The sequence below is a fragment of the Paenibacillus agri genome, assembly GCF_013359945.1.
Classification (GTDB): domain Bacteria; phylum Bacillota; class Bacilli; order Paenibacillales; family Paenibacillaceae; genus Paenibacillus_AQ; species Paenibacillus_AQ agri.
Genome location: NZ_JABWCS010000205.1, coordinates 23,069 through 38,660 on the forward strand (window position 1 = coordinate 23,069; position 15,592 = coordinate 38,660).

9 protein-coding genes are annotated in these 15,592 nt (G+C 44.9%); all 9 read left to right on the plus strand.

Translation table 11 applies throughout. From position 1 onward, the window contains the following. Positions 1-84 precede the first annotated feature (84 nt). The 9 genes from HPT30_RS11145 (at position 85) to HPT30_RS11185 (ending at position 15,463) form a co-directional block, all read left to right on the plus strand. A complete protein-coding gene (locus HPT30_RS11145; protein WP_175371464.1) occupies positions 85-426 on the plus strand; it encodes a hypothetical protein in 342 nt (113 codons plus the stop codon). 547 nt (positions 427-973) lie between these two features. Next, positions 974-3,721: an Ig-like domain-containing protein gene (locus tag HPT30_RS11150; RefSeq protein ID WP_175371465.1), complete on the plus strand. Its 2,748-nt coding sequence runs from the start codon at positions 974-976 to the stop codon at positions 3,719-3,721. An 84-nt stretch (positions 3,722-3,805) separates the two neighbouring features. Further along, the gene (locus HPT30_RS11155; protein WP_175371466.1) at positions 3,806-4,357 is read left to right on the plus strand and encodes a hypothetical protein; all 552 of its coding nucleotides are present in this window, start codon (positions 3,806-3,808) and stop codon (positions 4,355-4,357) included. A gap of 209 nt (positions 4,358-4,566) precedes the next feature. Continuing rightward, positions 4,567-4,827, plus strand: coding sequence for an alpha/beta-type small acid-soluble spore protein (locus tag HPT30_RS11160; RefSeq protein WP_175371467.1), 261 nt, complete (start codon positions 4,567-4,569; stop codon positions 4,825-4,827). 213 nt (positions 4,828-5,040) lie between these two features. Beyond that, entirely contained in the window at positions 5,041-6,243 is a 1,203-nt protein-coding gene (gene metK / locus HPT30_RS11165) for a methionine adenosyltransferase (protein ID WP_175371468.1), read from the plus strand. 249 nt (positions 6,244-6,492) lie between these two features. Beyond that, complete coding sequence (locus tag HPT30_RS11170) at positions 6,493-10,524, plus strand: Ig-like domain-containing protein (protein ID WP_175371469.1); 4,032 nt, start codon at positions 6,493-6,495, stop codon at positions 10,522-10,524. Between the two features lie 263 nt (positions 10,525-10,787). Beyond that, positions 10,788-13,517 (plus strand): stalk domain-containing protein, encoded by a 2,730-nt coding sequence (locus tag HPT30_RS11175; protein ID WP_175371470.1) that lies wholly within the window; start codon positions 10,788-10,790, stop codon positions 13,515-13,517. Between the two features lie 58 nt (positions 13,518-13,575). Beyond that, positions 13,576-14,736: a sensor histidine kinase gene (locus HPT30_RS11180; RefSeq protein ID WP_175371471.1), complete on the plus strand. Its 1,161-nt coding sequence runs from the start codon at positions 13,576-13,578 to the stop codon at positions 14,734-14,736. A gap of 4 nt (positions 14,737-14,740) precedes the next feature. Next, on the plus strand, positions 14,741-15,463 hold the full coding sequence (locus tag HPT30_RS11185; protein WP_281364487.1) for a response regulator transcription factor: 723 nt from the start codon (positions 14,741-14,743) through the stop codon (positions 15,461-15,463). Positions 15,464-15,592 lie beyond the last annotated feature (129 nt).

Here is a 15,592-nt window from a genome sequence, read left to right on the forward strand (position 1 = left end):
CCAGCTACGTTCACTTTGTAATCTGCTCCCATTTACGATACAATAACGTAGAAAATATTATTTTCTGAAAGGTGAAAGCCATCGATGAAACCGATTTTATCAAAAGCTCAACTGGATTACATGAAAGCCAAGAATATGTTTGAGAATAGAGCTAAGGTATTGGAGAAGGAAATTGCAGCTAAGCGTGCGCTTCAGGAGATTACTCAGGAAGTTATGGAAGAGCTTGTACAAGCCACTGGCTTCCATGATGCGTATAACGAGCTTGTTATTGCTGAGAACGCGCTAATTGAATGGTCTCACTCTACAATTAAGCATGAGAAGAGCTACCGTGAGAACCGTGCAGCAATTGATGCTATGTATGATAATGTGAATTCTAGCCCAGAGAAACGCCAGGAGCTGATTCAGCTCTCAATGAAGATTCGATAAGCTTATGTATAGAACAGGGCGCTTATGCGCTATAGGGTGTCTAGCCAGTCCACAGTGACTATGTTAGACACCCTATTTGTTATCCGCCTGAATTCCTTTCCTATAATAAATAAAGGAGTTTCAGATAGTGATCTTAGCAAATATTACTTAATGACGTCTTGAAACTTGCTATGCTATACTGTTTTCCGTAGCCACCCATCATTAGAAATAGTTAGTAATACATACATATGTAGCTTCTATTGGGGCGGAACCGGAAAGAAAATTCGAAAATATTTTTTAGAAACCGCAACTTTTCCAAACCTTCTGCGTTTAAGGTGTAGAGTCACTTACACAGAGCACGCACTGAAGACAGTGTTCGATCCTAAAGCAATTTATCCAAATGGAAAAATTAGCTTTACGTGACTTGAGGCACATTGTATAATACTTAGGTAGAATTAGGAATCTAGTATTGTCATGCCTTCAACTCGTTTACCAGTTTCTGTGATACCCGTCACAGACATTATTTATACTTAATTTGCTCAACTCGGGAAAGGGGGTGCATCGGCTAATGAGTGACATGAGCTACCCAACTAAAGAAAATTCTCAGTTCATGAATGTCCAAGGAGGAGAAAAAAAGGTTATGAAGAAAATTTTATCCGTAGCATTATCTACAGCAATGGCATTCTCGATGTTTGCCTCTGTAGCGTTTGGTGACGCAGCAGCAACTCCGCAACAAAAGTTTGACGCTTTGGCAGCTAAAGGTATCCTTAACGGCTACCCAGATGGTAAAGCTCACCTTGAATACGATCTGACTCGCGCTGAGTTCGCTAAGATCGTTACTAAATTGTTCGATCTGCCAGAAGTAACTAACAAATTGTCTTACAAAGACAAAGGTTACAACGCAACTAACTGGGCAGTTCCTTACATCGAAGCTGTTACTGCAGCTAACCTGATGGAAGGTAAAGATACTGTTAAAGGTATCTTCGACTACAACGGTAAAGTAACTGTTGAAGAAGTAGCGACTGTATTGTTCCGCGCATTGAAGCTGGAAGCTCCAGCTACAACTGACAACTCTGCATCTGCATGGGCTAAAGGTTATGCTCAAGCGATCATCGACAAAGGGTTGGTTGCTCAAAACACTGCATTCAAAGCAAACGCTACTCGTTCTTTGGTAGTAGAAACAGCTTACGCGGTTGACCAATTGAGCAGCACTCCAGTGTTGACAGTTGCTTCTGCTGAAGCTCTGAGCCCAACTAAAGTAGTTGTAACTTTCTCTGACAAGACAACTACTACTGTTGAATTGACAACTGCTCTTGTAGCAGGCGTTGAAACTACAATCAACTTCAAGCACCAAGAGAAAGACTACACTGCTAAAGTAACTTTGCAAGCTCCTAAGGTGGTTTCTGTAGAAGCTCCTAACGCTAAGCAAGTAGTTGTTAAGTTCAACCGTGCTGTTGATATTGACACTGTTGTAGAAGGTAACACTTTGATCGAAGGCGTAGTGAAAATTACTAAAGTCGGCGAGCAAAAAGACTCTGCAAAAGACTCCGCTGTAACTTTTAATGACGACAGAACTCAAGCAACTTTGACTCTGCCGAATATTGACTTCTTGAAAGGTCAATACACTGTAGTAGTGAGTGATGCTGTTAAGACATCTGCTGGCGAAGCAATTCCTGCATTTACAAACTTGCTGAATGTTGCTGACACTATTGCTCCAACTGTAGTTTCCGTTACTTCTGTTGCGAAGACAACTACTAATAAAGTATACGTTAAATTGAGCGAACCTGTAAAAACTGCAGGATTAATTGCTTATGTTAACGGTGGTGCGGCAACTGTAAGTCGTGACACATATCAACCGCTTGATGAAGTTACGCTAACTACAAGCACTCTTAACAGCGGAACAACTTATGATGTTTCCCTGACTAATTTGTCTGATTATGCTGGAAATTTGGCAACACCAAATCCTGTAAAAACATCTGTAACAGTTACATCTGATGTGCAGGCTCCTGTTATTCAAAAAGTAACAGCTATTGGTGATAAAGCAGTTGAGGTTGTATTCAACAAAGCAGTTGACTATAACTCTCTGGTTGGTAATGTGCGTTTGCTTGATGCTAATGGTGAAGGCAAAGGTGTATTCACAGTTAATTCCACTAGCGATTCTAAAGTGTTTAAAATCGTTTCTCCACTAACATCGCTTCCATCTTCCGGAACATTTACAGGTAGTATTGTATTTGGAGCAACTGTACGTGATACTATTGGAAATAACTTGGGGACTGCTGTAACTCAACCAATCACTTTCAACAAAGATACTGTAGCTCCAACTGTAGTTAATGTTACTTACAAGAGTGGTGCGGGTCTGGTTGTTAAGTTCTCTAAAGAAGTAGCTGCTAACGGTGCTGCAAATGGTTTGACACTTATAAATGATTCCACTGGTGTTGGTAGAGCTATTAGCCCAGTTCCAGCTTCTGTTTCAAAAGATGGAAAAACTTTGACTTATGTAACAAACGGAGCAGTTGTTGGTGCTCATACACTTCGTCTTCCTGAAGGTCTGGTAACAGATGTAAGCTTTGCGAAGAACAAGTTGGCCGCTACATCTCTTGCTGTAACAGGAGGCGCTACTTCCACAGATAATGAAAGACCTAAAGTAACTAGCATTGTCTACAAAGAAGAAACTTCAACAGATTATGTTGTTGCAGTAACTGTTACTGATAATGTTGGAATTAACGTTGCAAGCCTGCGTGAGATTAACAACTATACTATTGATAGTAAGGCTTTGCCAGCAGGTACTTTCATTACACTTGAGCCTGCCGCGGACAATGCTACTACTCGAGTAGCTTTGCTCAACATTCCTAAGACTGCAATCAATGAAACTAAAGATTACAAGTTCTTGGCTAATGGAGTAGCTGATACAGCAGGTAATGGCGTTGAATCTCGTAATGAAATCCCAGTTCGTCTGTGGGATAGAGTAGCTCCTAAGCTTACTGCTGCTTCTGTATCTTCTTCTGATTCTGCAGTATTGATTGTAACTTTCTCTGAAGGAGTTAAGAACATCACTGCTGCTGATCTTGAATTCCGCATCAACGGAGATAAAGTTGCCGCAGCAACCTTCACTAATGTTGGAACAAGTACTGATAAATGGTATGTAACATTCAACAAAATTGATAAGACTGCAGGTACTCAAGACCTTAACGCCAACAACATTAACACTATCACTGTTAAGGTTAGAGAAGATGATGCTACACTTAATTACGTGAATCCTATTAAGGATAACGAAAATAATAAGGTAACAACTGGAACAGAAGTTAACGGTAAGTAATCTCCGATTACTGAAGCAAAGCATAGCCTCTTCGGAGGCTATGCTTTTTTTATAGCCAATTCAGATCTTATGAGGAGGACATTGATGAAACCGGTATGGAAAGCTTCACTCGCAGCGCTGCTATTGATCGGCGGAATTTGGGCTGGGTCAGTAATGAATATTACTGCCGAAGGAGCTGGTGTGGGCTCACAGCCTGGAACAGCAGATGATCCTGTAGTGACCAAGAGTTATGTAGACCAACAAATTCAAAAAGCTTTGCAAGGTGGTACAGTCGTAGCGCCTACTGCCACAGTGGCTCCCACAGCTACAGCCATTGCAACTCAAGCGCCTACAGCTACACCAACCCCAGCTAACACAACAAGTAACGAGTCCGTTATTGTTGATGTAAAACCAGGACAAAGCTTAATTGCTTCAGCTGGTGCAGAATTTATCGTACGTGCAGGCAAGGCGGTTATCCTTTCACAGGATGCCAACGGTGTTGCTGATTTAACTGATGGTAAGGATTTGGGTAACGGAGTATCCGCGCCCACTAACCACTTATTGTCCTTCCCTCGCGATGGACGAGGCATTGCTGTTCAAGAAGGACAAACACTCGGGCTCGTGGTCATGGTACGTGGTGGATATACTTTGAAATAACAAAGAATCAATCCCTATCCGTTATTTCATTATTTCTTCTTATATTAATCATGCCCATATATAGAAACGACTATACTTTAAAAATTATATATAAACGCTTTTTTCAAGCGGCACTCTTTTCCTGCATTAACAAACATTAAGCTGATTGAAGGTATGACTGCATGCACACAATAAACCTGTATTCTTACAATATGCAGGAGGTGCAGCACATGGCACGTAATAATCGTAAAGTCGTACCTGAAAGTCGGACAATGCTAAAGCAATTGCAATATGAAATTGCAGCGGAATTTGGACTATACGGTTCATACTATGGTGGCGGAGCGGATACGGAGTTTGCGTCCGAACTGGGCTTTGCAGGATCATCTTCACGAAGTCAATATCTGGGGCATTTAACTTCCAGAGATAACGGCTCTGTTGGTGGAGAAATTACGAAGAGACTCATCCAGCAAGCGCAACAATCATTGTTATAATCCTAAATTCCCAGGGTACCAACGAAACCGAGCGGAATTGACAGCTTCTTTTAAATAAGATAATATGACTTCTGAGGAAAGCAATCGACCTTTTCCCTGTGGAAAAGGTTCATTTTTTTGAAGACACACACATTTTAGCTGCTTTCTAATATATTCTTATGGACTATTGAGCTGTTAAAAGATTCATATAATTGGTATGGGAGGTTGATATTCATGTCTATCAAGGGACGCCACTTATTCACTTCTGAATCAGTAACAGAAGGACACCCGGATAAAATCTGCGATCAGATTTCTGATGCTGTACTTGACGCTTTTTTGGCGAATGATCCAAACGCCCGTGTTGCCTGCGAGGTGGCTGTAGCCACTGGTCTGGTTTTGGTAATTGGTGAAATCAGCACTAAATCGGAATATGTAGATATTCCAGCTATTGTGCGTAACACGATTAAAGAAATTGGCTACACTCGTGCCAAGTATGGTTTCGACTATAATACTTGTGCTGTCCTGACTTCTCTAAATGAGCAGTCCGCAGATATCGCCCAAGGGGTTAATGCTGCACTGGAGAATCGTGATCCTGCACAGGTTGCTGAAGAAACTGCTAACATTGGTGCAGGCGACCAGGGCTTGATGTTCGGCTTTGCGACCAATGAGACGCCAGAACTGATGCCACTTCCAATTGCGTTGTCGCACCGGATTGCTCGTCGTTTATCTGAAGTTCGTAAGAACGGAACTTTGAACTATCTGCGTCCAGATGGAAAAACCCAGGTTACTATTGAGTACCAGGATGATAAACCTGTACGTGTAGACGCTATAGTTGTATCTACACAGCACGCAGAGGAGATTTCTTTGGAGCAGATTCAAGCGGATATTAAGGAACATGTAATTCTGCCTGTGGTTCCTGCTGAGCTGCTGGATGGAGAAACTAAATACTTTATCAACCCTACGGGTCGCTTTGTAATTGGTGGACCACAAGGTGATGCTGGTCTGACCGGTCGTAAAATCATCGTCGATACTTACGGCGGTTACGCACGTCATGGCGGAGGTGCGTTCTCCGGTAAAGATCCAACTAAAGTAGACCGTTCTGCAGCATATGCAGCGCGTTATGTAGCGAAGAACCTTGTAGCTGCTGGTCTTGCTGACAAATGTGAAATCCAACTGGCATATGCCATCGGTGTAGCAAATCCTGTTTCCATTAACGTAGATACATACGGTACAGGTAAAATCAGCGAGGAAAAACTTGCGAAGCTGATCAGCGACAACTTTGATCTTCGTCCAGCCGGTATTATCTCCATGCTGGATCTGCGTAAGCCGATCTATAGACAAACTGCAGCTTACGGACATTTTGGACGTACGGATGCCGATCTTCCTTGGGAACGTGTAGATAAGGCTGAATTGCTGAGATCCTTGTCGGGCATCTAAGTCAAAATTTGACTATGCAGCCAGCAATCTATTTACTGCCAGCAATCATATTCTGATCATAAAACACCCCAAAATTGCTACTTCAATTGAAGTGGCGATTTTGGGGTGTTTTTTTGTTCGAACACGAGTAATGATGATGAAGCCTCATGAAATAGCGCTACTAAACTTTGGAAGCACTTCAACCGAAATATAAGAGTATATGCGCTTTGATAAAAATGTGAAGTACGGCTTGAGAGGAGTTATCGAAAGATGAAAAGGAAAATCTCCATGTGGACGGCATTGTTTTTAGCAGGAGAGTTATTATTGGGATCGGTCAGTACATCATTTGGAATTGGGAGTTCGGCAGTGTATGCTGCTTCTGAATTCGGAATTAATGTCTCCCCGGGACCGGGGGCAGCTTTTGTAAATGTAAATACTACACTTAGATTGAGCTTTGACAGGGTGGTTAATCCTCAAGCTGGGGAAATTAGCATCACCCCCAAGGGCGCCAGTACGCCTTTTGTAACGATTCCTATAGGCAGTTACGGATTAATAGGTACTTCCAAGGATTACGAGCTCAAATGGGGAGCTGGACAACTACTGGCCCCGAATAAGACCTATACAGTTACTATACCGAAAGGCGTGTTTAAAGACGCTGATGGCAATGAATCAGGACTTACTGTTTGGGATTTCACAACTGCTCCCGAGTCCAATAAAGAGATTACAGCCAGTGAGTTCTCTCCTGCGAATAATGCAAGAGTAGATGCTGGCACTTTGGCGCAGATCAGTCTGAGGCTTAATAAGAAGCTGCTACCAGGCGGTGGATCTGTTAAGCTGATCTCCTCAGCCGACAATTCAACGGTTCAAAGCTTTAAAATGGTAGACGGAGAACCCGGTGTGGATATAAAGAGCAGTGCGGACGCTACTTCAGTCACTTTAACCTTGGCTAATAAGCTGAAGGTAGGGGCGAATTATTATGTATTAATTGATGCCTATGCATTCAGGGATGATGATTTCAGAACGTTTGCAGGGATCTCGGACGGCAGTGTCTGGGCATTTTCAACCAAGGCAGTAGCAGATTTCCCGGTAACTCCTTATCCGGCTAACGGTGCGGGAGAAGTATCTACCACAGGAGCGCTTGCACTTACCTTTGACCGTCCGATGAAGCCAGTGTCCGGAGTGATTACAGTGGCTGCCGGCGGGGTCCTTGATGGTAGAACCAGATGGCTTGATGTAAATTCTACCGGGGTCACCGGCGGAGGCAGCAATGTGATTACGTTAAATCCGGCTTCTACAGCATCTCCACTGCTGAACGGTACTGCTTATACAGTCACAATACCTCAGGGTTCTTTTTACGATCAGGACGGTAATGTGTTCCCGGCTTCAGGTCCATACACTTGGAGCTTTACGACAGTCTCCCAGGCAGGACCTAGTGTATCGTCACTAAATCCATCTGACCGCAGTGAGGGTGTGGCAATCAACAAAACATTTGCAATTACGTTTAGCCGGGATGTCAATTTCAATGGCTCGATAGCTAATGGTGTCTCTTTATATAAGAGCAATGGAGTCAAAGTTCCAGCTTCCGTTACTAAAGGCACTACGGCTAGAGAGTATCTCATCACGCCAGCAGCAACATTGGATGGAGATACAACCTACTATATTGATATCGCCAAGGGTGCTTTTACCGATGCTACAGATTCTAAAATTCTATACGATGGTTTAAGCGGAAAAAGCTCCTGGAGCTTCCGTACCGCAGTTATTGATAAAACAGCGCCACAGCTATCAAGCTCACAGCTTGAAAATAACCGAACAATTCGGCTGAGGTATAATAAATCGCTGAATTCTTCGACTGGACTATTGACCTCAAGCTTTACAGTGACCGTAAATGATGAGAAACGGCCCATCGATAGTGTCTATATTCAGGGTGACAGTGTTTTTGTAGTGCTAAGCACTGGTGTAGCTGTAGGCCAGGTTGTTAAAGTCACATATTCCGGCGGATTGCGGACGATACAGGACACCAGTGGGAATGCCGCCAGTACCTTTTCTTCCAGAGAGGTAACGAATACTGTAGAATCTTCGATGCCAACACCCAAGGATGGAAGAATCTCGGGTCGATCGGTGGTACTTAATTTTAATGATACCCTTAAATCAGTAAATTCCTACGCATATAGCCAGTTCGCAGTAACAGCAGATGGATATTCGCTTGGAATCAGTTCCATCAGCTCTAGCGGGAATACTGTATATCTGACAGTAAACAGTGACGCAGGGAATGGTACGGTAGTCCGGGTATCGTATAATGCGTCCTCGTATCCTTTACAAAATCAATTTGGACAAAATATAGCGGATTTCAGTGAGTTTTTTATCCGGAATACCAATGACACTATTCCTCCAGAATTCCAAGGTGCCACAGGAGCTGGAAATAAAATTACGTTGAGTTATAATGAAGGGCTCTCTACCACAAACCTACCGATGAATAGTCAGTTTTCTGTGCTTGTCGGAAATACGCCTAACTATGTAACCAATGTAGCTGTCAGCGGCTCACAGGTCATCTTGACGCTACAGAGTGCTTTGGCAGTAAACAAGGACGCGACAGTTTCATATGTACCAGGCACATCGGGAATCAGCGATCTGAACGGTAATCGTGCGGCCTATATTAACCTGCAGCCGGTGACGGTGTCGTCAACCACCGCTGTGAGTGAGATTACCAGCGCGACAGTCGATGCGGACGAACTTATTGTGACATTCAATAAGAATATGCAGGCTTCATCTACCTTGTATAATAATCAGTTCGGAGTGAGAGTCGATGGCAGCACTGTGGGCGTGCAAAGCTATGCTTTGTCTGGTACAACATTGAAACTTGTTCTCTCAACGGTTGTAAAAAGCGGACAGAAGGTTGATATGTCCTATATGATTGGTTCAGGATTGATCAAAGATCTTAATGGGAATAGCCTTGCTTCTTTTAATGGTTTGACTGTTCAGAATCTGACAGGGACTACGTCAGGAAATGGTAATCGTCCAGCTTACCTGGGAACACTCGCGGCCAGTGAGTTCGGAATGGAGTATGCGCTCTTAAAAAGCGATTCTGCATCTGTAGCCGATGATCGTTCTTTGTATAACCAATCTGTTAAAAGATACAGTCTGACATCTGATCGTGTAGCTGCCAGTTATGAGTATTTAGATAAGGCAGGAAGCCCGATACTTGCTTTTGAGGTGCCTGCTACTGAACGTTCAGCTTATGTATCCATTCCGCTGAAGCCTTTGCTTGATGCGGTAAACCGGAACAAAAATGCTAAGCTCATTATCCGTTTCGGTGAGAACCTCTACAGTATTGCACTTAGTGATATTGATATGAACAATCTTGTTACCACCTTGATCGCAGATGCCAGCAGCGTTTCGTTGGTACTAAGGATGGAGAGCGTTCCAGGAGGAACCTTCGCTCCGTTTGAACAAAAACTTCAAGGCCAAGGATTGCAACCGATCACGGGTTTGATGGATGTTCGAATGACCGCTGTAACAGGCAGTAATTTTTCCAATTCACAGCCAGTCAATGTAAAAGGGGAGTATACGGTCCGTACGACAGCATCTTTAAACAGTGCCCAGACTTCGGCGGCTCGCTTGGATCTGACTTACTATGATGCCGTGTATCTGCCTACCAAAGTCAGCAAGTCCGGAAATTATACGCTGCTCCGTGCCCTTATCCCAGGTAACCTGGTTGTGGGAACGTTTTTGTCCACACGGACCTTTACTGATATGGGCAATCATTGGAGCAATAGTGTTGTTGCAGAACTTGCAGCAAAGAACATCATCGATAGCAGCTATGGCTCTACTTTCAAACCGGGGCAGAAGATTACACGAGCCGAATTCGCGGTGATGCTAAGCAGAGGACTAGGACTCCAAGGAGACCGTGATGCCGCAGGACGCTTCCGTGATGTTCAGCCATCTACGCAAACAGGCGATTATATCGGTGCTGCAGCTAAAGCAGGTATTATTACCGGGAATACAGATGCTACTTTCCGGCCGAATGACTATATCACCCGTGAGCAAATGGCTATTATGATGATACGCGCCATGGAGTACACTGGAAATTATATTACGCTTACTGGTACTCCTTCAGGAGCGCTGAGCATCTTCAAAGATAAGGCCAAAATTCAGAATATGAGTGCTGAATTTGTAGCCAAAGCGGTTCAAGCTGGTATTATTCTCGGTATGCCAGGAGGAACATTCCTGCCACAGGGTAATGCCACCCGTGCGGAAGGTGCGGTTATGCTACAGCGGATGCTGAGCAAAGCGGGATATTTGTAACAACTGAATATTGATGAAGAAGAGGTTAAATTTGTGTCAAGCCCGGCTCATAGAGTCGGGCTTTTTTTGTAGGCACAGCCATAAAATAATTCGCCACTGTACGAACATTTGCCGCTGCGAAAGCTCTTAATCTCGCAATTTTCGCAACTTTTCGGGCTAAATCAAGTCTATTATTGATGTATACTAGGAAAATAGGACATGGATTTCCAGACTTTGAGAATAGAATCGAAGAGTAGAATAAGAGATGGGAGAGTTATTCTGAAATGAACAATGCTTTCACGGGTAAGCAGCGTAACGAGTCTGTGCAGGATAGAAGAACAACGACTGCAAAGAGATGGGTCGCCGCCTCATTGGCAGGCGTGCTTTGGATCATGCCGGTAATCGGTAGTGAAGCCATGAGTCCATGGACAGCGAGCAATGCTTCTATTGCAGCTGCGGCAACGGCACTAACAGTCAACAAGCTCAGTGAGGATGTTATTACCTCTGGAGCCGTTATGATGAAGTATAAATATACAGCTGTACGCTCGGGAAAAAGCGCCTCCGGATTAGCAGATGTGATCCGTGTCGACCTGAGCAATCCTTATGTTTCCCTGGATGTCATGACCGGCAAGGGCGGTACGCTGACCACTCGCCAAAGCACTGGTGGTATGGCGAAGGAGACGGGCGCAGTTGCAGCGGTAAACGGAGATTACTTTAATACTGGAGGAGAAGGTTCTCCCATTGGAGGTCAAGTATCTGGTGGAGTGCTTGTGTCGACCCCTTCCCAGCTGGATGGCATGTATGCTTTTGCCGTGACTAAAGACCGGAAACCAATTATTGATGAGTTCAGTTTCCAAGGGACGGTATCCTCGGGGGATGGAAGTCAATTCCCGCTCTCAGGTGTCAACAAAGGGGCCTATAATCCGGAAGGCGGCACTTCTACCTACAGCCATGCGAATGCCCTGTACATATATACTGATGTATGGACGGCGCTGGATCGGCCTAAGAATAGTTCTACTACTCCGACAGAGGCGCTGGTAGAGAACGGTGTAGTCACTAAACTCTCTGAAAATGCTGCGCTGCCGATAGCTGTTCCCAAGGGTGCTTTCATTCTGCGTGGACATGGACAAGCAGCCAAGTTTATGATGGATCATTTGACAGTTGGTCAACCCGTAACCAGTACTTATTCCCTTATTTCTAAAACAACACAGCAGGCTTTGGACCCGAGCACGCTGCAAACGATGATCGGTGGACATACGATTCTCGTAAATAACGGGAAAGCCTCGGCGTTCTCCCGCTCTACGAGCAGTATCGACGGTACTCGTGCCCGTACGGCACTGGGTTATTCCCAGGATGGGCGCTATGTGTATGTAATAGCTGTAGAGAAGAACAGCAACAGCACCGGAATGTCACTCAGCGAGCTTCAGTCCTTCATGACCAATATTGGCGTCTGGAAAGGACTTAATCTGGACGGTGGCGGTTCGACAACCATGGTAGACCGGCCTCTTGCCGAAACCTCGACTACGCTGACTTTTAATACAGAGTATGGTACAGAGCAGCGGAGTATCGTTAATGGACTCGGCGTGTACACCTCTGCGCCTCAAGGTGAAGTAAAAGGTATTAAGATTAGTGGGAACACTACATTGCTGATCGGTCAGAAGGCGACTTACTCTTTGAAGGGTTACGATACTTATTACAACCCGATTGATGTTGCAGCTGGAAATCCTACATGGAAATCCAGTGGTGACAGTGTGACTGTTAAAGCAGGTGAAGTTACAGCTGTGAAGCCGGGAACCGTTACGTTAACAGCAGCTAGCGGTGGAGCAAGTGCAGATACCAAGGTAACAGTACTGGGCGGAAGTGATCTGAACAGCTTAACCATAGGCACCCCTACAGCGCCTCTAACAGCCGGAGCTTCGGTCTCGGTTCCAGTAACAGCTGTTACGAAGAGTGGGGCGTCCGTGGCAGTTCCAGCTTCTGCATTGAAGTGGGAATTTGTTGGTTTCAAAGGCAGTGTACAGGATGGCAAGCTGACGGTAGCCTCTGTGGATGAAGGTGTCACTACCGGTTATGCGATTGCCCGATATGATGGTTTCAGTACCGCAGTTGTACTCTCGAAGGCGGCGGCTACGCCTTGGGAGGATTTTGAGAATGTGAATTATCCAATCGCGTTCACTACTAATGCTACAGGTGTTAAGGGAACAGCAGCCGTTACGGACGGAGGACCTGATCGTGCAGGCTCGAAGGTGTTGTCCATGAGCTATGACATGACTGCCGGCAGTGGTAAAATGTATGCTTACGCCCAGTTTAATGGTACGAATGGCAAAGCAATTCCTGCAACAGCTACCTCGATGTCCGTTGATGTCATGGGTGACAAGAGCCTAAACTGGATGCGGGCAGAAATCGTGGATAATAGCGGTGCAACGGTGTATGTCGATCTGGCTAAGGTGATTGACTGGACAGGATGGAAGAGTCTGAACATCGATCTAACAGGTTCAGGCATCAAATTCCCGGCGACACTTAAACGCCTTTATGTGGTGAATGTAGAAGAGGGACAGGATGAACGCTCCAAGACAGGAACGGTAGCTTTTGACAACATCACTTTTACGATGCCATCGCTATCGAGTGAGGCAGGTCTTCCGAAAGGAACAGCGTCAATGAGCATCGGCTCCAAAACGGTTACTGTGAACGGTCAGAAAAAACCGATAGATGTGGCTCCGATTGTTAAAGACAACAGTACCTATGTACCGATTCGTTATGTACTAGATGCCTTTGGAGGGACTGCAACATGGGATCCTGTTAGCAAGAGAATTCTCGTACTACGCGGATCGAAGGTACTCGATCTGACGCTGGGCAAGAAGGAATACGTCTTGAACGGAAAACGTCAAAGTGCTGAAGTGGCCCCCTTACTCCTTCAAGGCAGGACTTTAGTACCGCTTAGATTGGTTTCTGAACAATTGGGATTAACCGTAAAATGGGAACAGAACACGAAGACCGTAACTATCGAATCGTGATATGTTAATATAAAGGCAAGCCTTTAACAACGATCCGATAGAAATGGGGCAAGCATCCGTGGAATTTCAAGCCGATGCGATAGATCGCGTCATCAAGAACACCATCGACGTGATGGAGAGCAGCAAGTATCAGATATATGAAATCCTGCAGGTAGCGCGTGACGAGCTTGTTGCCCTCACTAAAGAACTGCAGCGTGTGATGGAAGAAACGGATGAAACATTGCAAAAGGTAGACAAGCTGGAACTGCAATACCACCGCTCCCGTATCCGGCTGACGGAAGTCAGCCGTGATTTTGTCCGTTATTCGGAGAAGGATATACGTATTGCCTATGAAAAAGCTACGGAACTTCAGCTTGAGCTGATGATGACACGCGAGCGGGAGGCTTATCTGCGAACCCGCCGTGATGAATTGCAATTGCGTGTCCGCAGTGTCGAAAATTCTGTGGAACGTGCGGAATCGATTGGTTCGCAAATGAGTGTAGTCCTGGAATATTTGTCTGGAGAACTGGGACAAGTGACCCGAATTGTCGAATCGGCGAAGAATCGCCAGATCATTGGACTCAAAATTATTCTGGCCCAGGAAGAGGAACGGAAGAGAATTGCCCGGGAAATTCATGACGGTCCCGCTCAAATGCTGGCGAATCTAGTCCTTAGGACGGAAATTGTTGAAAGAATGCTGGTAAAGCAGGAATTTGGGTTGGTGCAGGACGAAGTATTAGACTTGAAAGGGCAGGTTCGTTACAGCCTGGAGGAAATGCGCAAGGTTATTTTCAACCTTCGTCCGATGGCGCTCGACGATTTAGGACTAATTCCGACATTGCGGAAATATGTGCATGATTTTGAGGAGAAGACGAAGATCCGTACCTCTTTTGAGACTAGAGGCAAGGAGTATCGCCTTTCTTCAGCCATGGAAGCGGCGGTCTATCGCCTTGTCCAGGAAGCACTGTCCAATGCTGCGAAGCATGCCTACCCTAGCTATGTATTGGTGGAGATCACCTATCAGGCACAATTAATGAAGATTGTGGTAAGAGATAATGGATTGGGGTTCAATGTGCAAAAAATGAAGACAGAACAGGGCAGCCGGGAAAGCTTCGGCTTGCTGGGAATGCGCGAACGCGTGGAGCTTCTGGAAGGAAGAATGGAAATTGAATCAGCCGAGAACCAGGGCACAACAATCGTAATTCACATTCCGACGAATGTGGAGAAGGGAAAGGAGTAATATAATGGAGAACCAGAGCTCTGAAAAAATGGCTATAAAAGTGCTTTTGGCGGATGATCATCAGCTTTTTCGTGAAGGACTCAAAAGGATTTTGAACATGGAGGAAGATATCGAGGTCATTGGAGAATGTGGCGATGGCATTCAGGTCCTGGAATTTTGCAATGTCAACAAGCCGGATATTGTCCTGATGGATATCAATATGCCAGTTGAGAACGGCGTGGAGGCTACGCAAAAGCTCCGGGAGATGTTCCCTGATGTGAAGGTTATTATTTTATCCATTCATGATGATGAGAGCTACGTGTTTGAGACGCTGCGCAAAGGCGCCAACGGGTATTTGTTGAAGGACATGGAAGCAGAATCACTGATCAATGCTATCCGATCGGTATGCGGCGGCCATGCTTTTATCCACCCCAAGGTAACTGGTAAACTGATCAATCAACTTCGTCGTATGACTTATCTGAACGAAACGGGTGCAATGGCAGAGACAACAGTGAAGGAAGCTGGTGTTAAATTCGTTGCCGGGGACAATAATCCGCTGACCCGCCGTGAAGCCGAAGTACTGCGTCTGATGGCAGAAGGCAAGAGCAATAAAATGATCGGTGAATATCTCTTTATCAGTGAGAAAACCGTCAAAAACCATGTCAGCAGTATTCTGCAGAAGATGGAAGTGGATGATCGTACACAGGCTGTAATCAATTCGATCAAATACGGTTGGGTAACCTTGTAAACCATCTAATGTTTTAATAGAGCGTTTTGGAGGATTTACGTATCTGGGACTTACGTTACATAGTATTTTAAATGTCCGGTAGTCTGGTGTCAGTATACCAAGGTGATCGGAAGAATAAGAAACTGTTAC